Source organism: Streptomyces sp. NPDC006476, from assembly GCF_040612015.1.
Taxonomy (GTDB): domain Bacteria; phylum Actinomycetota; class Actinomycetes; order Streptomycetales; family Streptomycetaceae; genus Streptomyces; species Streptomyces griseorubiginosus_B.
Map to the genome: position 1 here is coordinate 58482 of NZ_JBEXPK010000012.1, position 23234 is coordinate 81715.

Consider the following 23234-nt stretch of genomic DNA (forward strand, 5'->3'; position numbering starts at 1 on the left):
CATGAGCATGGAGACCACAGCGTGGACACAGCTGCACAGTGTCATGACCGCCCAGCAGGAACGGCGACCCGTGGCGCGCGCCACCCTGCGCCGCATCGCCGCGTTCGCCCGACCGCACCGCGCCCGTATCGCACAGTTCGTGCTCCTCGGGGTGGTGACCGCCCTGCTCGCCGTGGCGACCCCCGTGCTCGCCGGACATGTCGTCGACGCGATCGTGTCGCGGGGTGACCAGGGCACGGTCGTCCGCCTCGCGCTGCTCATCGCGCTGATCGCGGTGGCCGAGGCGGCGCTGGGCATCCTCGGCAGAAGACTCTCGGCGACGCTCGGGGAGGGACTCATCCTCGATCTGCGCACGGCTGTGTTCGATCATGTGCAGCGGATGCCGGTCGCGTTCTTCACACGCACTCGTACGGGAGCGCTGGTCTCCCGACTCAACAACGACGTCATCGGCGCCCAGCGCGCGTTCAGCAACACCCTGTCCGGAGTGGTCAGCAACGTCGTCACGCTGGTGCTCACGCTCGCCGTCATGGTCACCCTGTCCTGGCAGATCACCCTGCTCGCGCTGGTCCTGCTCCCGCTGTTCGTCGTGCCCGCCCGGCGCATGGGCAGCCGGATGGCGCGGATGCAGCGCGAGGCCGCGACCCTGAACGCGGCGATGGGCACCCGGATGACCGAGCGCTTCTCCGCGCCGGGCGCCACGCTGGTCAAGCTGTTCGGGCGCCCGGAGGAGGAGTCGGCGGAGTTCGCGGCCCGCGCCCGCCGCGTCGCCGACATCGGAGTGCGCACGGCCACGGCCCAGTCGGTGTTCATGACGGCGCTGACCCTGGTCTCCTCCCTGGCCCTCGCCCTGGTCTACGGCCTCGGCGGCTGGTTCGCCCTGCGCGGCACCCTGGAGCCGGGTGCCGTCGTGTCCCTGGCCCTCCTGCTGACCCGCATGTACGCCCCGCTCACCGCGCTCGCCGGCGCCCGCGTCGAGGTGATGAGCGCGCTGGTCAGCTTCGAGCGCGTCTTCGAGGTGCTCGACCTCGAGCCGCTCATCGAGGAGAAGCCGGACGCCCGCGACGTCCCCGAGGGCCCGGTCGCCGTCGAGTTCGACGACGTCCGCTTCGGCTATCCGTCCGCCGACAAGGTCTCCCTCGCCTCCCTGGAGGAGGTCGCCTCCCTCGACACCCGTGGCGGCGACGAGGTCCTGCACGGCATCTCCTTCCGCGCCGAACCCGGCCGGACCGTCGCCCTCGTCGGCTCCTCCGGCGCCGGCAAGTCGACCATCGCGCAGCTGCTGCCACGGCTGTACGACGTCGACGGGGGCGCCGTCAGGGTCGGCGGGGTGGACGTGCGCGACCTGAGCGCCGGCTCCCTGCGCGCGACCCTCGGCATGGTCACCCAGGACGGTCACCTCTTCCACGACTCCGTCCGCGCCAACCTCCTCCTCGCCCGCCCGGAGGCGACCGAGCCCGAACTGTGGGACGCGCTGCGCCGCTCACGCCTCGACGAACTGGTCCGCTCCCTGCCCGACGGCCTGGACACCGTCGTCGGCGAGCGCGGCTACCGACTCTCCGGCGGCGAACGCCAGCGCATGACCATCGCCCGCCTCCTGCTGGCCCGTCAGCGGGTCGTGATCCTCGACGAGGCCACCGCGCACCTCGACAACACCTCCGAGGCCGCGGTCCAGGAGGCCCTGGCCGAGGCCCTGGAGGGCCGCACCGCGGTCGTGATCGCCCACCGCCTCTCCACCGTGCGCTCCGCGGACCTGATCCTGGTCGTCGAGGGCGGACTGGTCGTGGAACGCGGCACCCACGAGGAACTGCTGGCGGCGGACGGACGCTACGCGGAGCTGTACCGGACGCAGTTCGAGGAACGGGACGGCTCGCCGGCGCGGATCGCGGAGGAGGACGGCGCGGCCGCGTGAAGTGACGGCCCGGGGAGCCCGGAGTGCCGTGGGGGGATCCGTTTACCTGGGCTTGGCAGGGGGTGACATAGAGTCTGATTCCGGTGCCTTTGACCAGGGGGAGCGGGAGGCGGGGGAGATGCGTCGCAGTTGCCGGAGGGGCGGGTGACCGGCCGGTCGGAGCCCGCGGTGCTGCCTGACTCGCTGCGCGCGTGGCTCGGGGCGGTCGCGGTCGTGGCCGCCGTGGTGGTCGGTGCGCTCGGGGTCCTGTTCGCCGGGCACAGCGAGCCCGGCAGGGTGGACAGGTGGTTCGTCCTGCCGACGCAGGACAGCGTCCAGGGGCCCTGGCGGCGCGTCGCCCTGGTTCTGGACTTCCTGGGGGAGCCGGCCGGATCGACGATGCTGGTCGCGGCCCTCGTGGTGTGCTGTCTGCTGCTGCGCCGTCCCCGCGCGGCGGCGCTCTTCGTCGTCGGTGCCGTCGTGGCCGTGGGGACGACGACCCTGCTCAAGCACGTGGTGGGGCGCACCATCCACGGCCCCGGCAACCTGTCCTACCCGAGCGGGCACACCACCTTCTTCACCGCGCTCGCGCTGGTTCTGGCGCTGCTCGCGACCGGCCGGCTCGGCCTCGGCAGGACGGCCGGCATGTCACTCGTGCTCGCCGCGTCGCTGGTCGGCGGCGCGGTCATGGGGTGGGCGGAGGTGGCCCTGGGCGCGCACTACCCGACCGACGCCCTCGGCGGCTGGTGCACCGCGCTGGCGGTGATCCCGGCGACCGCGTGGCTGGTCGACCGGCTCGCCGGCCGGCCGGCCGACCGTCCGGTGGAGCGGATGGCGGACGCCGGTCGGCGGGAGCCTCGCTGATGTCACCTCACCTCACGCCAGGCGGCGGAAGACGGGCTTTACCGGTCGTCCGCCCAGCCAGGGGGTCGGATCACCGGCGTCCAGTGCCTTGCGGTACACCGCACACGCCTGGGCCACCACCTCGACGGTGTGCTCGATGTCCTCGTCGCTGAGCGCGCTGCTCACCACGAACGACGGGGCCAGCACCCCGCCCGCGAGGAGCCGGCGCAGGAACAGGGTGCGGTACTCCTGCGACGGCCGGCCGTTCCCGTCGAGGGTGGCGAAGACCAGGTTGCTGGCCCGGCCCCGGACGACGACGTGCTCCTCGACGCCCATGCCGGCCGTGGCCTCGCGGACACCCGCGGCCAGCCGCTCGCCGAGGGCGTGCAGCCGGTCGGTGACGCCCTCTTCGGCGTAGACGGTCTGCACGGCCATCGCGGCCGCCAGGGAGTGCGTCTCGGCGCCGTGCGTGGTGGACAGCAGGAAGACGCGCTCGCCGGAGTGACGCAGCCCGCCCCGCTCCATCAGCTCGCGGCGTCCGGCCAGCGCGGAGACGGCGAACCCGTTGCCCAGCGCCTTGCCGAAGGTGGAGAGGTCGGGGACGACGCCGTACAGGCCCTGGGCACCGGCCTCGGACCAGCGGAAGCCGGTGATCATCTCGTCGAAGACCAGGACACAGCCGTGCCGGTGGGCCAGCTCGCGCAGGCCGGCGAGGTACCCGGGCGGCGGCTCGGTGTGGGCGGCGGGTTCGAGGATCAGACAGGCGACCTCGCCCTCGTACCGGTTCAGCAGCTCCTCCGTGGCGGTGAGGTCGCCGTAGGGGAACGTCACGGTGAGTTCGTTGGTCTCGGCGGGAATGCCGGCGGACATCGGCGTGGTGCCGATGAACCAGTCGTCGACGGAGAAGAAGGGATGGTCGGCGCAGATGGCCACCCGCGGGCGTCCGGTGGCTGCGCGGGCGAGGCGGACCGCGGCGGTGGTGGCGTCGGAGCCGTTCTTCGCGAACTTCACCATCTCCGCGGTGGGCACCGTGGCCAGGAAGCGTTCCGCGGCCTCGAGCTCCACGACGGACGGCCGGACGAAGTTGCTGCCGCGGTCGATCTCCCGCCGCACCGCCTCGACCACACGGGGGTGGGCGTGGCCGAGGCTGACCGAGCGCAGGCCGGAGCCGTACTCGACGTAGCGGTTGCCGTCGACGTCCCACACATGGGCACCTCGGCCGTGGCTGATGACCGGGGCCAGGTCCAGGGGGTACTGGTCGTCGCCCTTGGCGTAGGTGTGCGCGCCGCCTGGGATCAGGGCGTGCAGTCGCTCGTTGGCCGTCCGCGACCGGGGCAGTTCGAACTCGGCGGTCTGCTCGGTGTGTTCGGTGTCCAAGCCGGCTTCACCCTTCCATGCGCTTCAGGACCTCGGCGAGGCTCGGTGCCTCCCGGTCCCGTTGGGACGCCGACGTGACCGGCAGGGGCCAGGGAATGGCGAGTTCCGGGTCGTCGAAGGCGATCGTCACGTCCTCGGAGGGATCGTGTTCTCGGTCGATACGGTAAGAGGTGTCTGCGATTTCAGTAAGAGCCTGGAAGCCGTGAGCGCATCCCGCGGGGATGTAAACGGTCTTCTGCGTCTCACCGGACAGCTCGAAAAAGGCCCGGCCGAGGTACGTCGGCGAGTCGGGCCGCAGGTCCACGACGACGTCGAAGATCTGTCCGTACGAGCACCGCACCAGCTTGGCCTCGCCGGCGCCGGAGCGCAGGTGCAGGCCGCGCAGCACGCCCCGGACCGAGCGGGAGACGCTGTCCTGGACGAAGGCGTTCGGGTCGAGGCCCACCGAGCGGACCACCTCGGCGTCGAACGTGCGGCAGAAGAAGCCGCGTTCGTCGGCGTACGGCGTCGGCTCGAAAAGGTATGCCCCGGCGATCTCGGGGACTTCGGTCGCTCTCATGAGGCCTTCCGCAGGGCGTGGGCGTGGGTCTTCGGCGGGAACAGGGTCTTCGTCAGGACGGTGAACTGCTCGGCGAGTTGCTGCGCGGTGACCCGGTTCCGTTCGGTGAGGGTCCGCCGTACCTCCGCCGCGTGCTTCTCCAGGTCCCGGAACTGCTCGAGCAGCCGGTCGGCGTCGACCTCGCGCGCCGGGTGGCAGTACGTGCCGAGGCCCATCCGGTCCATGAGCGCGTTGCTCTTGGTCGCATAGCACAGGGCAAGCACGGGCGTTCCGGTCTTCAGCGCGCAGATCAGGTTGTGGTAGCGGACGGCCACCACGGTGTCGGCGGCCGCCATCTCCTTCATCAGGTCGGCCAGGGAGGCCGGTTCGGCCGCGGTGACCAGCGGTGAGTCGACGGCGTCGAGGATCGCCGCGACCACCGACAGATCGCACTGGTCGCCGGTGAGGAGCCGGACCGGTCTGCCCTCCTCGACGAGTGCGCGGACGAACGTGATCGTCCCGTCGAGGTAGCGCCGGTATATCTCCTCGGCCCGGGCTCGGTCGTCGTTGCTGCCGTGGAAGTCCATGACGCCGAGGCAGACGGGACCCGGCGTGCCGGTGGGCGTGCTCGACGGTGGTGCCGGCAGGGAGAACGCGAGGTCGGGGTAGACCTCGTCGCGCGAGGTGTCCACGCCCATCGCGCGCATCGCGTCGCGGGACTGCTCGTCCCGGTAGGACCGGTACGCGGCGAGCCGGGCCGACCAGCGCACCAGGGCCCGGGTCGGCCGGCTCTTGATCCCGGCGGCGCCGACGCTGACCAGCGCGACCCGGGTGCCCAGCAGCCGTCCGCTCGCGCAGAGCAGGAACAGCGAGTACGGGAAGCCCCACGGCCGCAGCGGCAGGGTGGCCTCCAGGACGCCCATGCCCGGCACGATGACCACGTCGTGCCGGCGCACCCAGGCGGCGGTGCGGTAGGCGTCGACGAGTTTGCCGAGTCCTTTCGACACGATCGCGCTCGCACGGGACGCGGTCCGGTACTCCGCGCGGTTCCAGTGCAGCCGCGTCGCGGGGATCCCGAACTTGGCGGTCACCGCCTCGGGTCCGCCGCACAGCGCGTCCACGCTCGCGTCCGGATGCTCGGTACGGAGGTAGCCGAGTACGGCTTCCAGCGACCCGTCGTTGCCGAGGTTGCCGGAGCCGAGCAGGCCGAACACCCCCACGCGCACCGGGGTCTCGTCCGCGGATGTCATGCCCGCCTCCCCTCACGGCCGGCGACGAGGTCGTCCACCGACACGGTCAGCTTGGCCGGGTCGACCGGGGCGCGGTCCTCGACCCGCTCACCGGCGCCCGGCCGGACCCGGCTGCTCATCCAGGCGGCCAGGTGGCGGTAGCACTCGCGCCGGTCGGCCGGGGACAGCGGCGCCCGGTGGACCGCCGAGACGAAGCCCCAGACGTACTCGGCGAGCAGCCGGGGCGTCGGGTGCAGCAGGCCCGCCCGGCGCGGGTCCAGGTTGACGCACCGGGAGCGCTTGGAGGGGTTGGCCCGCTCGGCGCGGGTGGGGTGGTCGCGGCGGAAGTACAGCAGTTCCGGAACCTGGTGGAAGCGGCCGTGCAGGGCGATCTCGGCGACGAAGGTGCGGTCCGCGTGGTGGTAGCTGTCCATGGGCTTCACCCGGCGCAGCGCGTCGGCCCGGATCACGCCGTAGAAGTCGTCGCCGCCTGGCTCGAACAGCATGCTGCGGAAGCGGTCCGGCGCGTGCGGTGAGCCGGTGTCGAGTGTGTACTCGTAGGGGACCTTCACCTGGCCGTCGCCGTCGATGACCGCCTGGTCGGCGTGGGCGAGGATCACGTCCGGCCGCTCGTCCAGCGCGTCGACGCAAGCTCGCAGCAGGTCCCTGGCGTAGAGGTCGTCGTGCGAGGCCCACTTGAACAGCTCACCCCGGCACTCGGTGAACACGTAGTTGTGGTTCGGGGTGGCGCCGACGTTCCTGGGCAGCCGGATGTAGCGGATGCGCGAGTCCTGCGCGACGTACTTGCGGCAGATCTCCTCGGTCCCGTCGGTCGAGGCGTTGTCGGAGATGACCAGCTCGAAGTCCTCGTAGGTCTGGCCGAGCAGGGCGTCGAGCGACTCGGCCAGGTACTCCTCGCCGTTGTAGACGGGCAGGCCGATGCTCAGTCTCGGGCGGTCGGTCATGAGGTCCTCACTTCGGGAACGGAGTCGTGACGGCGCTCGCGCAGGGCGGACCGCAGTTGCAGCCACCACACGGCCGAGCCGCTGACGGTCGCCGCGGCGACGCCCCAGGCCGAGCCGACCGTGCCGGCGAAGGCGGCCCCGCCGAGTCCGCCGCTGACATAGCAGACGGAGGCGAACAGCTGGGAGCGCAGGCTGCGCCGGGCGGCGCCGAGGGCGCGCAGCCCGGCCGCCGCGCCGGTGCCGAGGCCCGCGCCCGCGACGCTGAAGGTGATCGGCACGATGAGATGCGAGGAGGAGTGCCAGACGCTGCCGAGCACCAGGTCGCCGAGCCTGTTCGGCAGCAGCAGCAACGAGCCGCCCCACAGCAGCGCGGCAACGGCCTGTCCGCCGCCCAGCAGGAGACAGAACGTGCGCAGGCGGTGCGGGGACTGCCGCAGCACCCGTGCCGCCTCCGGGACGGTGACCAGCGACAGTCCCATCAATACGGCGAGGAAGGGGCCCATCAGCAGCTCGGCGCCCCGCACCGCGCCCACCGCGCCGACCCCGACGATCGCACCGAGCCCGTAGGCCCGCAGTTGGCTGGCGCCGCTGAGGCTGACGTTCTCGACCAGGTACCGGTAGCCGAGATCGCGCTGCTCGCGCAGCCACCCGCGTGCCTCGGTCATCCGGGGCCGGATGCCGGACTGGAGGCAGCCGTACGCGCCGGCCACCGCGGCGGACGCGCCCCAGGCCAGCACGAAGGCGCCCACGGTGTCCACATGGGCCGCCGCCACCATCGCCGGGACGAGCGCCACGCACCACACGATGTCGTTGACGAATGCCTTCCGCCCGTTGCCCGCGGCGAAGAACGCGAACCGCCAGGCGTCCTGCAGCAGCAGTCCCGGCAGCATGACGCCCAGGCAGGCGAAGGCGGTCCCCAGCCGGCCGCCGAGAGCCAGCCCGACCACCAGGGACAGCGCGCCGATGGAGGTACCGACGCCGAGCGCGGTACCCGTCGACCGGGCCACCGCCCCACGCCAGGACCCCTCCGGCACACCGCTGAAGCGCACCACGAGCGGGTCGGTGGACAGACCGCGCGAGACGTTCAGGACCACGCCGTAGGTCACCCAGGCGAGGCTGAACACCCCGAACGCGATCACCCCCAGCGAGCGCGCCACGTAGATGCCCACCGCGAAGTTGCTGATGCTCGAGGCCGCCTGGTCGGCAAGGCCCCAGGACAGCCGGCCGACGAGGGCCCGCCTGGCGGACCCGGCGCGTGGCGCCACTGTCTGCGGATTCTCCCCCTCGACGGGCATCGACGTCATGTCTTGATCAGCCCTGCCTCGTGCAGGGCGCCGGCCGCGACGGCGACGGTCTCGAACGGCAGCCCGGACCGCTCGGCGACGTCGAGCAGACCGTGCTCGCCGTCGGAGAGGCTGAGCACCCAGAGCATCGCCATCTGGGCCTGCTTGGTGTCGCTGCGCCCGCCGAGCGCGTCGTACAGCCCCCGCCGCCCCAACTGCGGTTCGCCGTAGGGGCTGAGGTTGAGGTAGCGCCGGTTGCGGTCCAGGACGGCGAACGCCTCGCGGCAGACCGCGAGGGTGTCCGCCATCGCCTCCGGGGAGACGAAGTCCAGGTTGTCCGCCGAGGTGTGGTACTCGGGATAGCCCGCGTACGGGGTCCGGGTGAGCGAGCCGACGCCGAGATTGAACCCGGGCGAGCAGTACTGCCGCTCGTCGTAGCCGTACGGGGTGAACTCCGTGACGCGGTGCGGGCGTTCGGAGGCGGTCAGGACGTACCGCAACACTCGGTCGATCTCCGCGTCACCCCGCCTGCTCTGCTTGTACGTGAGCGAGCCCGGGTCACCGGCGCAGGCCAGCACCAGGCCGTGCTTGACCCGCTCGACCCGTTCGGCGTTGCGGGCCAGCCAGGTGATCGCGCCGATGGTGCCGGGCGCGAAGATGAACCGGTAGGTGTAGTACGGCGTTTCCCGCGCCAGCTCCCGCGCCAGGAACGTCGCCACCGCCACGCCGGCCATGTTGTCGTTGGCCAGCGCCGGATGGCAGACGTGACAGGAGACGATCACCTCGTCGGCGACCTGACCGGGCACCACGTGCTCGGCGTAGGTGAGATGGCCGTCGGCGAGCGTGGAGTCGATGCGCACCTCGTACTCGCCGTCCGGCATCGCGTCCAGGGTCTCCTGGGCCAGGCAGAATCCCCAGTCCGGCTTGTAGTAGCTGGTGCGGTACGGCACCCAGGACGGCTGGTCCGGCAGTGTGTGCAGATGCGCGCGCAGCTCCGACAGCGGCATGGTCCTCGCCACCGGCACGCTGTAACCGAGCACGTGCAGGCTGGACGCGGCGAAGTCGACGACCCGGTTGCCGTCCGGGTCGGCTATGTAGGCGTCCCGGATGTTCCACTCCTGCGGCACCGTCCAGTCGAGCACCTGGGTTCCGGTCGGCACCTCGTGCACGTCGAGCGGGATGTACTCGCCGACGATGTCCAGGGTGGCGCGCACGCCGTCGCCGGTGATGCTCCGGCAGAGCGGGTACAGCCGCTCCACCAGGGCGTACATCTCCTCGCCGGCACCTCTTTTTACAGACGTGGTCACCGGCGCCACCGCAGGGTGTCGTCGACCGTGCCGGCGTCGGAGGCCGCGCGCAGCACGGCGAGGCGGGTGAAGCGCCGCTGGAAGGCCTCCTGGGTCAGACCGTGCGCGCGGTAGGCGTCGGCGAGTTCGAGCGCGCCCCGCTTCACCGTCCACTCGCAGTCGAAGCCGGGGATCGCGGCGCGGAACCGGGAGAAGTCCACCCGGTAGGAGCGCGGGTCGGCGCCGGTTTCGCCGGTGATCACGACCTCGGAGCCGGGCACCGCCTCGGCGACCTGCCCGGCGATCTCGGCGACGGTGACGTTGTTGGTCTCGCTGCCGATGTTGAACGCGCGGTCGTGCACCGCCTCGCGCGGCGCGGTCAGCGCGGCCGTGAAGGCCCGGGCGATGTCGGCGGCGTGCACCAGGGGGCGCCAGGGCGTGCCGTCGGACATCACCAGCACCTCGCCGGACAGCAGCGCGTGGCCGACCAGGTTGTTCAGCACGATGTCGGCACGCAGCCGGGGCGAGAAGCCGAAGGCCGTGGCGTTGCGCATGTACACCGGGGTGAAGTCGTCGTCGGCGAGCTCGTGCAGGTCGTCCTCGACCCGCACCTTGGACTCCGCGTACGGCGTCACCGGGCGCAGGGGAGCGTCCTCGCCCACCAGGTCCTCGCCGCCGGCGGCACCGTAGACCGAGCAGGTCGACGCGTACAGGAAGCGCCCCACTCCCGCCTCCCGGGCCAGCCGGGCCAGGTGGACGGAGGCGTGGTGGTTGATGTCGTAGGTCAGTTCCGGCGCCAGCGATCCCAGGGGGTCGTTGGAGAGCGCGGCCAGGTGGATCACGGCGTCGACGCCGGCCACGTGCTCGGCCGTGACGTCGCGCAGGTCCACCCGGTGCCCCTGCGGGTCGGCGGGCTTCGGGCCCAGCACGCAGTCGGCGAACAGACCGGAGTCGAGGCCGACGACCTCGTGCCCGGCGGCGGCGAGGACAGGGGCCATGACGGTTCCCAGGTAGCCCTGGTGTCCGGTCAGCAGTACGCGCATGGTTCAACCCCCAAGGTTGAGCGTGAGTTTGGTGACGGCGAACGCTTCGGCGTATCGCTCGTGGCATTCGATGCCGCGGATCCGCGCGAGGCCGAGGAAGGCCTCCCGGTCGTACCAGGGCCGGTGCCGCTGCGAGGCGTAGTGCTCCTGCAGCAGCCGCACCTTCTCCTCGGCGATCTCCACGGACAGCGGCTGGTACGCCGCCATCCGGCCGAGGTCGCCGTCCCACTTGACGATCTCGTAGCCGAGGACCAGGTGGTCGCGGAAGGCGGTGGGGATCAGCTGCGCCAGGCCGCGGTGGTCCTGGTGGGCGTCGTCGGTGCGCGGGGCCAGGATCAGGTCCGGGTCGGTCTGCTCGCGCAGTTCCTCGACGGCGGCCTTGGCCTCCTCCCAGTGCGCGGGCAGCCGGCCGTCCGGCAGCTTGTGCACGGTCAGCCTGAGGTCGGCGTCCGGGCAGAACGCGGCCAGGGCGGCCCGCTCCTCCTGCTCGCGCTCGCTGCCGCCGCCGGAGAGCACCAGAGCGTCGACGCGGATGCCCGGGCGCGCACGGCACAGCGTCAGCAGCGTGCCGCCGGCGCCGATGGCGATGTCGTCGCAGTGGGCGCCCACCGCGACGATCCGCTCCGGACGCCCGGCCCCGAGCCCGATCACGCGCTCATCCCGGCGCTGTCCCGCTCCCACACGGCCCACGGGCGGTCGCCCCGGGCGTAGGCGGCGTCGAGCGCGGCGCGCTCCTTCACGGTGTCGGTCGGCTTCCAGAAGCCGCGGTGCTGGTGCGCCACCAGCCGGCCGCGCTTGGCCAGTTGGGAGCATCCGTCGGCGACCAGGTCACCGTTCTCCGGTATGTGGTCGAAGACCTCCTGACGGAGCACGAAGTAGCCGCCGTTCTCCCACAGGGGCAGGTCGCTCACCGCGGTGATGCCCCCCACCAGGCCGTCCTCGCCGAGTTCCACGCAGTGGAACGAGGACTGCGGCGGCACCACCATCATCGACGCGCCGGCGTCGCGCGCGGCGAACCGGTCGATCATCTCGTCCAGCGGGGCGTCGGTGAGCACGTCGGCGTAGTTGGCGAGGAACATCTCGTCGCCGTCGAGGTGGTGGCGCACCCGGCGCAGCCGCTCGCCGATGGGCGACTCGATGCCGGTCTGCGCGAAGGTGATCGTCCAGTCCGAGATGTCGGTGGACAGCAGCTCCGTCCGCCCGCCGCGCAGCACGAAGTCGTTGGAGGCGGTCTCCTCGTAGTTGAGGAAGAACTTCTTGATGTGGTCCGCCCCGTACCCGAGGCACAGGATGAACTCGGTGTGCCCGAAGTGCGCGTAGTAGCGCATGACGTGCCAGATCAGCGGTCTGGGGCCGACCATCGCCATCGGCTTGGGCACGTCGTCGGAGGCTCCGTTGCGCATCCGCATCCCGTAACCGCCGCAGAACAGAACGACCTTCATGACGTCACCTCGACAACGCTCAGTTCCGGGATGGGGAAGACCAGCCGGCCACCCCAGTCGTGGACGTAGGACAGCTGCTCGACCAGCTCGGCCCGCAGGTTCCAGGGGAGGACGAGCACGTAGTCCGGCTTGTCGACAGCTATCTGCTCGGGCGGCAGGATCGGGATGCGGGTGCCCGGGGTGAACCTGCCGTGCTTGTAGGGGTTGCGGTCGACCGTGTACGCGAGCAGGTCGGGCCGGATGCCGCAGTGGTTGAGCAGGGTGTTGCCCTTGCCCGGGGCGCCGTAGCCGACGACCGTCTCACCGCGCTCGGCCGCCTCGATGAGGAACTTGAGCAGGTCCCGGCGCACCTTGGCCACGCGGTTGGAGAACTCGGTGTACCCCGACAGCTCCTGCAGCCCGGCGGCCTTCTCCCGGGCCAGCACGTCGGCCACCCGCTGCGTGGGCTCGCCGGCCACCTCGTCGGGCCGCGCCCACAGCCGGATGGAGCCGCCGTGCGTGGGCAGCAACTCCACGTCCACCAGCGTGAGTCCGCCGCTCGCCAGGGCCCGGATCGCGGAGGCGACCGTGTAGTACTGGAAGTGCTCGTGGTAGATCGTGTCGTACTGGTTCTCCTCGATCAGGGTCAGCAGGTGCTGCACCTCGATGGAGACCCAGCCGTCGTCGGCCACCAGGGCGCGCAGCCCCTGGGTGAAGCCGACCACGTCGGGGATGTGCGCGTACACGTTGTTGGCGACGACCAGGTTCGCCGGACCGTGCTCGGCGCGGACGGCCGCGCCGGTCTCCGGGCTCAGGAACTCCGTGAGCGTGGGCACACCCGACTCACGGGCCGTGGCGCCGACGTTCACCGAGGGCTCGATGCCCAGGCAGCGGATCCCACGGTCCACCACGTGCCTCAGCAGATATCCGTCGTTGCTCGCGACCTCGACGACGAAGGCGTCGTCGCCGAGTCCGAGGCGCTCCACGGCGCCCGCGACGAACGTGCGCGCGTGCTCCACCCACGAGGTCGAGTACGAGGAGAAGTACGCGTACTCCTTGAACGTCTCCTCCGGCGTGATCAGGGGCGGGATCTGAGCGAGCCAGCAGTCGGTGCAGACCCGCAGATGCAGCGGGTAGGCCGGTTCGGGCTGGTCCAGTTGGTCCGCGGAGAGGAAGCTCTCACATGGTGGCGTCGCCCCGAGGTCGACGACGCTCGCCGTCGCCTCCGAGCCGCACAGTCGGCATCGTGTCATTGGCTGTTCCCATCCCCCCTGCTCGCGCGGATCTCCCCGCCGCGAGTCTGTGCTGACCGACCCGCGATCGCGGTGCGGTATTCCTCCAGCAGGCGCTCCAGCCCGACCGCCGGGCTGAAACCCTGTTCGTAACGGAGCCGGGCCGCGCGGCCCATCTCCAGGCCCAGGGCCGGTTCGGCCGTGATCCGGCGAATGCCGGACGCGAGCGAGGCGGACTCGCCCGGCTTGTGCAGCAGCCCCGTCACGCCGTCGTCGACGAGTTCGACGAAGGCGCCGTGACCGGCGGCGACGACCGGGACCCCGGCCGCCATCGCCTCGACGACCACCAGGCCGAACGCCTCCAGCCACGTCGAGGGGGCCACCACGGCGACCGAGCGCGCGATGGCCTTCTGGCACTCCGCCGGGTCCAGCAGGCCGGCGTAGCGCACGTCGTCGCGGCCCGCCGCCCAGGCGGTCACCTCCGCCTCCAGCGGCCCGGTGCCGGCGATCACGAGCGGCACGCCCACACCGCCGCCCGCCGCGAGCTCGTCCCACGCGGCCATCAGCAGCCGTACGCCCTTGGCCTCCGCGAGCCGGCCCAGGTAGAGCAGATGCTCCCCGGGGCCCGTCCGGCGTACGTCCGGGTCCGGCACGAAGTTGTGCTTCACCGCCAGGCGCTCGGCCGGCATGCCGGCCCGCACCAGGACCTCGCGCTGCGCCGCGGAGATGCAGAGGAAGCGCTCCACGCCGGTCCACCACCGGCGCCGGTTGACCGACAGGCTGAGCGCGAGCGGCACCGTCGCGAGCCGGGAGCCCCGGTAACAGCCGTGGCGGACGGCGGGCAGCGGTGTCGCCCCGACGCACTCGGTGCAGGGCTTGCCGTCCCGCTGCAGGGTGCCGGGCGGGCAGATCTGGGTGTAGTTGTGCAGCGTGGCGACGGCGGGCACGCCCGCGTCGTCGCATGCGGCGAGCACCGCGGGCGACAGCAGCGGGAAGACGTTGTGGACGTGCACGACGTCCGGGCGCTCGGCGCGCAGCCGGGAGGCCAGTTCGGTGCGGACCGCCGGGTTCCACGGCACCCGCACCGGCACCGCGACCTTGGAGAGGAGGGACATGGCGCCGATGTCGTCGCTGCGCCGCTCGAACACCTCGACCCGGTGGCCGGCCGCCCGCAGCAGCTCCACCTCCTGGTCGACGACCCTGTTCTCGCCGCTCGGCTGCGCCGAGGCGTAGCGGTTGTGCACCACGAGGACGTGCATGCTCACCTCACCTCCGTTCTCCGGTCCCGGCGCGGGACGGGTCGTCGGGTGACCTCGGGCAGCGCGAGGGACGGGGTCTCGGCCGGGGTCATCAACAGCGAGGCCGCCAGGGCCAGATGCAGCAGATAGGGCGAGGCATCGCCCAGGCCGGCCTCGGTGTACGAGGCGAGCGCGCAGTAGCTGATCAGGAAGATCGCGCAGGCCCGCTGCAGCGACGGGGGCCGCAGCAGCGCGACGCCGCCCAGCACGACGAGGAACACCGCGACGAGACCGACGCCGATCAGGCCCTGCTCGTTGTAGACGGCCAGCCAGCTGTCGTCGATCGGAAGCCCGCCGAAGGACTTGTCGCCCAGGCCCACGCCGAACAACTGCTCCCCGGTGGTCCGGGGGGCCGCCAGCAGGGCGTCCCAGACCTTGGCCCGGCCGGTGAGGCTGGAGAAGTTCTCCTTGCTCTGACCCCGCAGGAACCACGTCTGGAGCAGGGAGGCGAAGCCCACCGCGGCCACCGTGGCGATCACCACCGCCCAGCTGAAGAAGCGGCGGGCGGCGGTGCTGGTGAGCAGGAGCGAGCCGATCGCCAGCGCCAGCCCGACCAGCAGACCGAGCGTGGCGGTACGCGTGTGGGTCAGTCCGAGCAGGACCAGTGACGGCACGATGACCAGCGCCGCGCTCTTCCTGTCCGTCCGGCCGCCCATCAGGAGCAGCACGGTCAGCCCGATGATCACCGCGGCGTACTGGCCGATCTGCGGCGGGGTGAGCGGCCACAGCGCGCCGACCAGTCGCCCGCCGTAGAGGTCGGGCAGGGCCGCGCCCGGTGAGACGACCAGACCGGCGGCCACCGACGCGAGCACCGCGAAGTACATGCGGATGTGGTGCCGGACGAACGTCATGCCGTCGTCCCACCAGCGGGTGAGCAGCCACAGCGTGCCGACGAACAGAGTCAGCCGGAAGCACCGGAACAGCGCGCCGAAACCGGACTCCAGATGCGCGCTGGAGATCACGCTCGTCGCCAGCAGGAGGGTGAGCACGAACACGTACGCACTGGGCCTGATGCGTACCCGGGGGTTGACCAGGAGCGCCAGCACGAACGCGGCGACCAGCGCGCCCATGGTGACCATCTGGATGAGGGAGCGGGGCAGCGGGATGATGGTCTTCGCCCCGGCGGAGCCGAGGGTGTTGAGGATCAGCAGTCCCCAGACCGTCCCGATGATCTTCGGTGTGCGTTCCGTCTCCATCTCACCCACCGTCCTTGGCGCGGAAGGTGCTGCCCGCGTCCTGCAGGTACGGCGTGCCCTGCCACTGCCCGAGCTCGAGCACCCGGCTCGGGTCGTAGGCGACGAACGTCCACGGGCCGACGTAGACGTTGTCGTGCCAGCGGTTGTGCTGCTTGGTGGTGATGGCCTCGGCCACCGCCTCGCCCTTGTACGGCGACCAGTCGGGGTAGGTGCCGTAGTTGGACAGCACCGCCATGCGGTCGCACTTGTCCGTGCACTTGACGACGGACTTGTCCAGCACGAAGCGGTTGTTGTGGATGTTCACCCGCTGGGTCCTCCACCGGCAGTCGGAGTAGAGCGGTGCCTTGGCGATCGCCGGCTGGACGCAGCGCTTGGTGTTCTTCACCAGGAGCGTGCAGTCACCGGAGGAGGTGTTGGCGGGGCTGTTGCAGAACCGGTCGGCGTTCTCCCACAGGGTGATCCCGGACCAGTTGTTCTCCAGCACGTTCCCGTAGATCTCGATCTGGTCGGTGCGGGCCTTGATCCGTGGTTCACCACCGGACTCCGACAGGTAGACGGTGGCGTACGGGAAGTTGTCGCCGCGGTCGGCCGCCGCACGGCCCTCGACCCAGTTGTTCCGCCGGATCGTGTTGTTGCGGATGATCGCGTTGTAGCTGATCTCGTAGATCAGCGCGGCACCGTCGTTGGCCTCGATCACGTTGTTCTCGATGAGGAAGTCGTTGTTGTTGGTGTCCGCCCACAACCCCGTTCCGCGGTTGTCGTGGACCCAGTTGCCCCGCACGTCGGCCCCGTCGACCGCCCAGAACTTGATGCCTCCGGTGCAGCCGCAGCCCTTTTGCCGCCGCTCCCAGTCGCCGGTGTTGTTGCCCACGATCTCGTTGCCCTCGACCACCAGGTCCGTGATAAGGCCGGATCCCTTGTACGCGTTCATGCCGTACTGGCCGTTGTCGCGCAGGCAGTTGGCGCGGACCTGCTGGCGGGCACCGGCCATCAGCCCGGCGCCGGAGTTGTTCCGGATCGTCGAGTGCTCGATCACCCAGCCGTCGGCGGAGTCGTGGTTGACCACGCCCTCGTTCTGCGGGGGGACGAATCCCTGCACGGTCAGGTAGCGAATGGTGACGTCGCGGGCAGGACCGGAGAACGCGTACTGGTTCTTCTTCCGGCCGTCCAGCACCGCGCCCGGCGCGCCGAGGTACCGGTCCCCGTCCTTGGGGACGACCTGGGCGTAGCGGTCCGGGTCGAGCCGGTGCCTGCCCGGCCGGAGCCAGAACGTGGTGTGCGGGGGACTGTTCTTGGTCTTCGCCGCCAGGTCGCCGACCACCGAGGGGTCGACCGTCACCGCTCCGGCCGGCGCCTTGGCCGGCCCTGTCCCGGGATGGGCGCAGACCCGTGCCACGGACTGGGACCGCGCCCCGGACGTGGTGGGCACGGCGGTCGGCTTCTCACGCGTCGCGTGCTGCGTGCCGTCACAGCCGCTCACCAGCAGCAGGGCCAGCACCAGCGGTGCCACCGCCGGTGCCCAGGGCCGCGTCCTGATCCTCACGCGCCCCCCTGGCCGCGGAACCCGAGCACGGTGGTGAAGCCCTCCGTGCCGTCGGTGAAGCCGGAACCGACCAGGGTGGTGGCGGGTTCCTTGCGTCCGAAGCCGGCCGAGTACCAGCCCAGCACGGGATCCGTCTCACCGCGGTGCGCCTGCCAGGACAGCTGCCCGGGCAGCTCGAGCACCGCGGAACGGTCCTCGCCGTCCTTGGTCCAGCTGAGCCGTGCCAAGTTCCCCTCCAGGTCCGCGGTGATGGCCGGGCCGAGGTGGAACGCCAGGCGTACGGCCCGGCGCGGGCCGCGGACCTCGTCGATCACCCGCAACTCCCGGCGCGCGGGCGTCAGTTCCACCCGTCGGCGGTGCACGGAGCCCTCGTAGCCGTCGTGCTCGGCGGACCAGGCGGCCGTGTCCTCGCCGGAGGTGTCCACGCTCAGGACCCGGGTCTCGGCGTGCCGGGTCCACAGGAACGGTCCGCCGGAGACGGACTGGTCGGCGCCGTCCAGCTGCAGGGTGTTGTGGCCGAGGGTGGAGCGGAAGTACTGCCGCCACTCGGGCTGGCCGTGGTAGCAGTACGTCCCCGGGTCGGCGAGCACGTCGACACCGTCGTGCCGGACCTCCACGGACAGCGCGTCCGCGTGGGCGTGCGCGGCGATGGAGAGGAAGCCGTGCGGACCACCGTCGCAGCGGCACCAGATCTCCTCCGGCCCGCGCAGGATCGTCATGCCGGCGTCCGCGAAGTGCGCCGGCCGCTCCGCCGGGCGGCCCGTCGACGGTTCCGCCGGCTTGACGAGGGCGGCCAGCAGCGGGGTGCGGACGTCCGTACCGGTCACCGTCGGCCACCACGGGAGGCGGCCGAACACGGCTTCGCCGGTGGCCAGCAGCGAGCCCCAGCGTTCGGTGCCCGCGCCGTCCACGACCAGGCCGTACCCGTCGTCGGCGTCGCCCTGACGCGGCGGCCGCAGCCGGTTGTCCACGATGGCCGCGAGCGCGTCCGTCATCCGCAGCAGCACCAGGCGGACCGACGCGGGGACCGGCACGTCGGCGGCGTCCGCCTCTGCCACGGCGGCCAGGCCGAGTTCGAGGACGAGCCCGTGGTACTCGGTGGCCAGCTCCCGGTTGATGCCGGAGAGGTAGGTGTTGCCGCGCAGGTGCCGGTCCAGCGACCGCAGTGCGTCGGCCCGCCACCGTGCCGACTCGGGGAACCAGTCGAAGGCGCAGGCGGCGGCGAACTGCCCGGCGGCCTCGGCGATGACATGGTTGTTCGCCGAGGACCCCCGGCTGGGGAAGGCGGCCAGCCAGCGCTGGTGGTGCCAGATCTGCCGCACCGCCACCGGGTTGTCCTCGAACAGCCCGGCCGCGCCGGACCAGCCGTCCAGCAGCCGGCGGATCCACACCCAGGACAGCAGCCGGATGCCCAGCTCGATACCGCTGATCCAGTGGACGCCGCGCAGCGGCGGGTTGACCTCCCACCAGGACCGCAGGTGCGCGGCCACGCGCTCGGCGTAGCGCTCGTCCCCGGTGACCGCGTAGGCGGCGGCGAGCTGGGTGAGGTACTGGTGCCGGGACGGCTCCCAGATCTGCTTGATGTCCCCGACCGCGTCCTCGCTGCGGTACGGCACGTCGAAGGCGTAGCCCGCGGGGGCCCGGCGCCCGGTCTTGGGGTCGAACCACCAGTCCGGGTCGGTCAGGTCGTCGCGGACCACGCCGAAGAACTCGGCGTGCCCGTCCATGAGCCGGTCCGCGTCGGCGACGAGACGCTTCACGGCGTCGGGAGGCAGAGCGGCGATCGTCCCGGCCGGCAGGACCGCGGTGAAGCGCGCGCCGGTGACCCCCGGGCCCTCGGGCGGCGCCGCACGCCACCGCCGTCGGCGCACCGCGTCGCCCACCCGGCCCGCGACCTCCTGCGGTCCCATCCGGGACAGCCGCCGCAGGTACCAGCCCGCGCTCATGGTCACAGCGCCCTCGCCAGCGTCACCGGGGCGCCGCTCGCCAGAGCCGTCTGCACCGCGAGGGTGGCCGCCGTGGTGGCGACCAGCGACTGGAGCGGCACCGGCATCGGCCCGCCGGTCCGCACGGCCTTGACGAACGCGGCCAGTTCGGCGTTCTGGCCCTTGTCCCGGGCCTTGGGCAGCCGCGAACTGACCCACCGCTTCTGGCCGTACACCGAGGCACGCACGAAGTCGTCGAGCCGCAGCGCCCGCCCGTCGGCGATCAGGTCCAGCGTCTCCTTCGGGAAGGCCGACGGGCCGGAGGTGACATAGCTGATGGTGGCGGTGGACCCGTCCGGGTAGCGCAGCACGATCTGCAGGTCCTCGTTGCCGGACGCGGCGGTCGCGTACACGGACACCGGGTCGGCGTCGAGCAGCCAGCTCGCCGTGTCGACGAAGTGCCCGCCCTCGCCCACGAACCGGGAGCCCTCGGAGCCCTGCTGGAGGTACCAGCTGCCGTGGTCGAGGCGACCGGCGTTGACCAGGTAGCGGAGGTTGGCCGGGCCGGTCCGGGCGCCGAAGCGCTCCCTGGCCTCGTGCAGCAGCGGCGCGAACCGGCGGTTGAAGCCCACCTGCAGCCGGTCGTTGCCGGACTCCTCCACCGCCGCGAGCACACCGGCCAGCTCGTCCTCGCTGAGGGCGAGGGGCTTCTCCACGAACACGGTCTTGCCGGCGAGGAGCGCCTTGCGGGTCAGTTCGGCGTGCGAGCTGTGCCGGGTGACCACGAACACCGCGTCGACGGACTTGTCGCCGAGCACCGCGTCGAGGTCGGTGGTCGCCTCGGCGAAGCCGAACTTCCGCTGCGCGTTGGCAGCGGACAGCGCCGTCGTGGTGACGACCGTCGACAACTCCACGCCCTCGCGCTGCGCCAGATGCGGCAGCAGCATCGATGTCGCGTAGTTGCCCGCGCCGATGAACGCGAGCCGCACGGGCGACTTGGCGAGCCGGGCCGGACTGGGCTGCACCTTCACCGCGGGCACCGCCACCGACACGGCCGCCGGCTGAACCTCTTCCTCCGCCTCCGCCGTGAGTTCGGGGTAGCGGAACAGCACGGCCACGGCCTTCAGTTCGCCGTCCTTCAGACGCCGGTAGGTCTCGACGGCGTCGTCGAAGTCGGCGATGTGGGAGATCAGGGGTTCCACGTCCACGCGGCCGCGGGCGAGGAGGTCGAGGAAGCACGCCAGGTTGCGGCGCTCGGTCCAGCGCACGTAGCCGATCGGGTAGTCGCGCCCCTCCAGCTCGTACGACGGGTCGTAGCGCCCGGGTCCGTACGAGCGCGAGAACCGGACGTCGAGTTCCTTCTCGTAGTACGCGTTCCACGGCAGGTCCAGGCGGCACTTGCCGATGTCGACGACCCGGCCGCGGTCCCGGCAGAGCTTGGCGGCCAGTTCCACGGGCTGGTTGCTGCCGCCGCCCGCGGCCAGGTACACCTGGTCCACGCCGTGGCCGTCGGTGAGTTCGGCGACGGCGTTCTCCACGGCCGTGGACGCCGGGTCGCCGCAGGCCGCCGCGCCCAGGCGCTCGGCGAGTTCGCAGCGCGACGGGTCGGGGTCGGCGCCGACGACGCGGACCCCCGCGGCGGTGAGCAGCTGCACCACCAGCTGCCCGATCAGTCCGAGACCGATGACCAGCGCCACCTCGCCGAGCTGAGGCTCGCCCTGGCGGACGCCCTGCAGCGCGATCGACCCCACGGTGCCGAAGGCCGCGTGCCGCGGCGCGAGGCCGTCGGGGACGGGGGAGTAGAGGTTCTTCGGCACCCAGTTCAGCTCGGCGTGCAGCGCGTGCTCGTTGCCCGCGCAGGCCACGAGGTCGCCGACCTTCACGTCGTCGATGCCGGCGCCGACCTGCTCGACGACCCCGCACAGCGAGTAGCCGAGCGGCGTGTAGGAGTCCAGCTTGCCCATCACCTTGCGGTACGTGGCGGGCACTCCGTTGGTGGCCACGCTCTGCATGACCTTGGCCACCTGGTCGGGGCGGGAGCGGGCCTTGCCCAGCATCGACATGCCGGCCTCGGAGACCTTCATCAGCTCGGTGCCCGTGGAGATCAGCGAGAAGGCGCTGCGGACCAGCACACCGCCCGGCTTGCAGCCCGGCACCGGCACGTCGAGCACCGCCAGCTCGCCGCTCTTGTAGTTCTGTACAACCTGTTTCACCGGAACTCCCCTGATTCCTAAGCCGTTTGCCGAGTGCTCTGGCCGGACCCAGAGGTCGCGTCGCGATACCAGTACTCGAGGGTCAGCACATGCCACAGATGCTTGGAGAAGTCCTGCTGCCCGGCGGCGTCCTCGGCGACCATCCGCTGCAGCGCGTCGCGGCGCAGGAAACCGGAGCGGACGAGCTCGCCGTCGTTGACCACCTCGCGCACCAGCGGCGCCAGATCCCGGCTCATCCAGGCGCGCAGCGGGGCGCTGAACAGGCCCTTGGGCCGGTAGACGATCTCCCGGGGCAGGATCGAGGTGGCCGCCTCCTTCAGGACCGCCTTGCCCTGCCGTCCGACGATCTTGCGGTCGCCGGGCACGGTGAACGCCGCCTTGACGACCTCGACGTCCACGTACGGAACCCGCACCTCGGTCGACGCGGCCATGCTGGAGCGGTCCGTGTAGGTGAGGTTCAGGCCCGGCAGGAACATCCGGCCGTCGGCCAGGCACATGCGGTTGACGAAGTCGTCGAGCTCGTTGTCCGCGTAGACGTCCGCGTGTTCGGTCAGCACGTCGTCGACCGTCCCGGCGAGGTCCGGATCGATCAGGGCGAGCAGTTCGTCCTGGTCGTACATGGTGTAGCTGCGCCGGAACGCGGTCTCCTCCGGCAGATCGGCGAAGGAGAGGAACCGCTTGGCGAAGCGCACCGACCTCAGGCCCCGGCGGGACGTGGCGACCGGCAGCCGGTTCACGGCCGCGGAGACACCGCGCCGAAGCGGCCGCGGGACGCGCTGGTAGCGCAGGGCGAGCAGGTTGGCCAGGTGCTTGCGGTACCCGGCGAACAGTTCGTCGGCGCCCATCCCGGAGAGCATCACCTTGACCCCGGCCTCCCGGGCGGCCGTGCAGATCAGGAAGGTGTTGATCGCGGCGGGGTCGCCGATCGGCTCGTCCAGGTGGTACGTCATCTGCGGCAGCAGGTCGAGCACGTTCGGGGCGATCTCGATCTCGTGCAGGTCGACGCCGAACTGCTCGGCCACCTGCCGGGCGTAGCGCAGGTCGTCCGGCATCGCCTCGAACCTGGCGTCCTCGGCCCGGAACCCGATCGTGTAGGCGGAGATCCCCGGCTGGTGGCGGGCTGCCAGCGCGGTCAGATAGCTGGAGTCGAGGCCCCCGGACAGGAAGGTCGCGACGGGCACGTCGGAAAGCAGGTGGCGCCGGGTCGACTCCTCGACGACGGCGGCCAGGTCCGGCCGCTCGCCGGCCAGGGCCCGCTCCCGGCCCTCGGCGGCGACGTCCTTCAGGTTCCAGAACCGGCCCCGCTCGATGCTGCCGTCGGGCCGGCACTTCAGCCAGGTCCCCGGCGGCAGCTTCTCCGCCTCACGGAACGCGCAGCGGGAGTCGGGCACCCAGTAGTACAGCAGCGAGGCCACCAGAGCCGCGTGGTCGACCTCCAGCGATCCGCCGGTCGCGCCGGCGAGCGCCTTGAGCTCGGAGGCGAACGCCAGGCCCTCGCCGCGCCGGAGCAGGAACAGCGGCTTGATGCCGAGCTGGTCGCGGACGAGCACCAGCTCGCCGGTCCGCTCGTCGAAGACGCCGAACGCGAACATGCCGCGCAGCCGGGGCAGACAGTCCGTGCCCCAGCGCCGCCACGCCTCCAGGAGCACCTCGGTGTCGGAGGTGCCGCGGAAGCGCACCCCGGCGGCCTCGAGTTCGGCGCGCAGCTCGGGCGCGTTGTACAGCTCTCCGTTGTACGTCAGGGCGAGACCGCCCGAGACCATCGGCTGGGCGCCGGTCTCGGACAGGTCGATGATGGACAGCCGGCGGTGCCCGAGCTGCACTTCGCCGTCACCGGCGGGGTGGCCGTAGCGGCCCGCCCCGTCCGGGCCGCGGTGGGCGAGGGTCTCGGTGAGCCGGTCGGTGACGATCTTCCCGTCCGGCCACCGGTACGTGCCTGCGATGCCACACATGC

The 23234-nt window shown here is 71.7% G+C and carries 18 protein-coding genes; 2 read left to right on the forward strand and 16 right to left on the reverse strand.

The features are described from left to right. Positions 1-7 precede the first annotated feature (7 nt). The gene (locus ABZZ74_RS15595; protein WP_356765275.1) at positions 8-1909 is read left to right on the forward strand and encodes an ABC transporter ATP-binding protein; all 1902 of its coding nucleotides are present in this window, start codon (positions 8-10) and stop codon (positions 1907-1909) included. A 144-nt stretch (positions 1910-2053) separates the two neighbouring features. Continuing rightward, positions 2054-2752: a phosphatase PAP2 family protein gene (locus ABZZ74_RS15600; protein ID WP_356765021.1), complete on the forward strand. Its 699-nt coding sequence runs from the start codon at positions 2054-2056 to the stop codon at positions 2750-2752. Between the two features lie 12 nt (positions 2753-2764). Here the strand turns inward: ABZZ74_RS15600 and ABZZ74_RS15605 are convergent, their stop codons facing one another. The 16 genes from ABZZ74_RS15605 to asnB are packed head-to-tail and all read right to left on the reverse strand — an operon-like array spanning position 2765 to position 23232. Then, the gene (locus tag ABZZ74_RS15605; protein WP_356765023.1) at positions 2765-4108 is read right to left on the reverse strand and encodes a glutamate-1-semialdehyde 2,1-aminomutase; all 1344 of its coding nucleotides are present in this window, start codon (positions 4106-4108) and stop codon (positions 2765-2767) included. Positions 4109-4115: 7 nt separating this feature from the next. Beyond that, a complete protein-coding gene (rfbC, locus tag ABZZ74_RS15610; protein ID WP_356765025.1) occupies positions 4116-4667 on the reverse strand; it encodes a dTDP-4-dehydrorhamnose 3,5-epimerase in 552 nt (183 codons plus the stop codon). Beyond that, positions 4664-5896, reverse strand: coding sequence for a polysaccharide pyruvyl transferase family protein (locus ABZZ74_RS15615; protein ID WP_356765027.1), 1233 nt, complete (start codon positions 5894-5896; stop codon positions 4664-4666). The genes rfbC and ABZZ74_RS15615 overlap by 4 nt, the downstream gene beginning before the upstream one ends. Continuing rightward, complete coding sequence (locus ABZZ74_RS15620; protein ID WP_356765029.1) at positions 5893-6840, reverse strand: glycosyltransferase family 2 protein; 948 nt, start codon at positions 6838-6840, stop codon at positions 5893-5895. Before ABZZ74_RS15620 ends, ABZZ74_RS15615 begins: the two co-directional genes overlap by 4 nt. Next, positions 6837-8144, reverse strand: a complete 1308-nt coding sequence (locus tag ABZZ74_RS15625; protein ID WP_356765031.1) for a hypothetical protein — start codon at positions 8142-8144, stop codon at positions 6837-6839. The genes ABZZ74_RS15620 and ABZZ74_RS15625 overlap by 4 nt, the downstream gene beginning before the upstream one ends. Then, complete coding sequence (locus ABZZ74_RS15630) at positions 8141-9394, reverse strand: DUF4910 domain-containing protein (RefSeq protein ID WP_356765277.1); 1254 nt, start codon at positions 9392-9394, stop codon at positions 8141-8143. Before ABZZ74_RS15630 ends, ABZZ74_RS15625 begins: the two co-directional genes overlap by 4 nt. Before the next feature lie 32 nt (positions 9395-9426). Further along, a complete protein-coding gene (locus tag ABZZ74_RS15635; protein ID WP_356765033.1) occupies positions 9427-10452 on the reverse strand; it encodes an SDR family oxidoreductase in 1026 nt (341 codons plus the stop codon). A gap of 3 nt (positions 10453-10455) precedes the next feature. Next, positions 10456-11103, reverse strand: a complete 648-nt coding sequence (locus ABZZ74_RS15640; protein WP_356765035.1) for a PIG-L deacetylase family protein — start codon at positions 11101-11103, stop codon at positions 10456-10458. Continuing rightward, the gene (locus tag ABZZ74_RS15645; protein ID WP_356765037.1) at positions 11100-11894 is read right to left on the reverse strand and encodes a glucose-1-phosphate cytidylyltransferase; all 795 of its coding nucleotides are present in this window, start codon (positions 11892-11894) and stop codon (positions 11100-11102) included. Before ABZZ74_RS15645 ends, ABZZ74_RS15640 begins: the two co-directional genes overlap by 4 nt. Continuing rightward, positions 11891-13126, reverse strand: a complete 1236-nt coding sequence (locus ABZZ74_RS15650) for a class I SAM-dependent methyltransferase (RefSeq protein WP_356765039.1) — start codon at positions 13124-13126, stop codon at positions 11891-11893. Before ABZZ74_RS15650 ends, ABZZ74_RS15645 begins: the two co-directional genes overlap by 4 nt. Continuing rightward, on the reverse strand, positions 13123-14364 hold the full coding sequence (locus ABZZ74_RS15655; protein WP_356765279.1) for a glycosyltransferase: 1242 nt from the start codon (positions 14362-14364) through the stop codon (positions 13123-13125). Before ABZZ74_RS15655 ends, ABZZ74_RS15650 begins: the two co-directional genes overlap by 4 nt. Positions 14365-14366: 2 nt before the next feature. Continuing rightward, complete coding sequence (locus ABZZ74_RS15660; protein ID WP_356765041.1) at positions 14367-15599, reverse strand: O-antigen ligase domain-containing protein; 1233 nt, start codon at positions 15597-15599, stop codon at positions 14367-14369. 1 nt (position 15600) lies between these two features. After that, a complete protein-coding gene (locus ABZZ74_RS15665) occupies positions 15601-17142 on the reverse strand; it encodes a right-handed parallel beta-helix repeat-containing protein (RefSeq protein ID WP_356765043.1) in 1542 nt (513 codons plus the stop codon). Then, on the reverse strand, positions 17139-19094 hold the full coding sequence (locus ABZZ74_RS15670) for an alginate lyase family protein (RefSeq protein WP_356765045.1): 1956 nt from the start codon (positions 19092-19094) through the stop codon (positions 17139-17141). The genes ABZZ74_RS15665 and ABZZ74_RS15670 overlap by 4 nt, the downstream gene beginning before the upstream one ends. Continuing rightward, positions 19091-21280, reverse strand: coding sequence for a bi-domain-containing oxidoreductase (locus tag ABZZ74_RS15675; RefSeq protein WP_356765047.1), 2190 nt, complete (start codon positions 21278-21280; stop codon positions 19091-19093). The genes ABZZ74_RS15670 and ABZZ74_RS15675 overlap by 4 nt, the downstream gene beginning before the upstream one ends. Positions 21281-21297: 17 nt before the next feature. After that, the gene (gene asnB, locus ABZZ74_RS15680; protein ID WP_356765049.1) at positions 21298-23232 is read right to left on the reverse strand and encodes an asparagine synthase (glutamine-hydrolyzing); all 1935 of its coding nucleotides are present in this window, start codon (positions 23230-23232) and stop codon (positions 21298-21300) included. Between the last annotated feature and the right edge of the window lie 2 nt (positions 23233-23234).

Bases quoted from the DNA above. Each gene is read 5' to 3' on its own strand.
- ABZZ74_RS15625 (WP_356765031.1), bottom strand. From the start codon at position 8,144: ATGACGTCGATGCCCGTCGAGGGGGAGAATCCGCAGACAGTGGCGCCA.
- ABZZ74_RS15650 (WP_356765039.1), bottom strand. From the start codon at position 13,126: ATGACACGATGCCGACTGTGCGGCTCGGAGGCGACGGCGAGCGTCGTC.
- ABZZ74_RS15630 (WP_356765277.1), bottom strand. From the start codon at position 9,394: ATGTACGCCCTGGTGGAGCGGCTGTACCCGCTCTGCCGGAGCATCACC.
- ABZZ74_RS15645 (WP_356765037.1), bottom strand. From the start codon at position 11,894: ATGAAGGTCGTTCTGTTCTGCGGCGGTTACGGGATGCGGATGCGCAAC.
- ABZZ74_RS15615 (WP_356765027.1), bottom strand. From the start codon at position 5,896: ATGACATCCGCGGACGAGACCCCGGTGCGCGTGGGGGTGTTCGGCCTG.
- ABZZ74_RS15635 (WP_356765033.1), bottom strand. From the start codon at position 10,452: ATGCGCGTACTGCTGACCGGACACCAGGGCTACCTGGGAACCGTCATG.
- rfbC (WP_356765025.1), bottom strand. From the start codon at position 4,667: ATGAGAGCGACCGAAGTCCCCGAGATCGCCGGGGCATACCTTTTCGAG.
- ABZZ74_RS15595 (WP_356765275.1), top strand. From the start codon at position 8: ATGGAGACCACAGCGTGGACACAGCTGCACAGTGTCATGACCGCCCAG.
- asnB (WP_356765049.1), bottom strand. From the start codon at position 23,232: ATGTGTGGCATCGCAGGCACGTACCGGTGGCCGGACGGGAAGATCGTC.
- ABZZ74_RS15655 (WP_356765279.1), bottom strand. From the start codon at position 14,364: ATGCACGTCCTCGTGGTGCACAACCGCTACGCCTCGGCGCAGCCGAGC.
- ABZZ74_RS15660 (WP_356765041.1), bottom strand. From the start codon at position 15,599: ATGGAGACGGAACGCACACCGAAGATCATCGGGACGGTCTGGGGACTG.
- ABZZ74_RS15620 (WP_356765029.1), bottom strand. From the start codon at position 6,840: ATGACCGACCGCCCGAGACTGAGCATCGGCCTGCCCGTCTACAACGGC.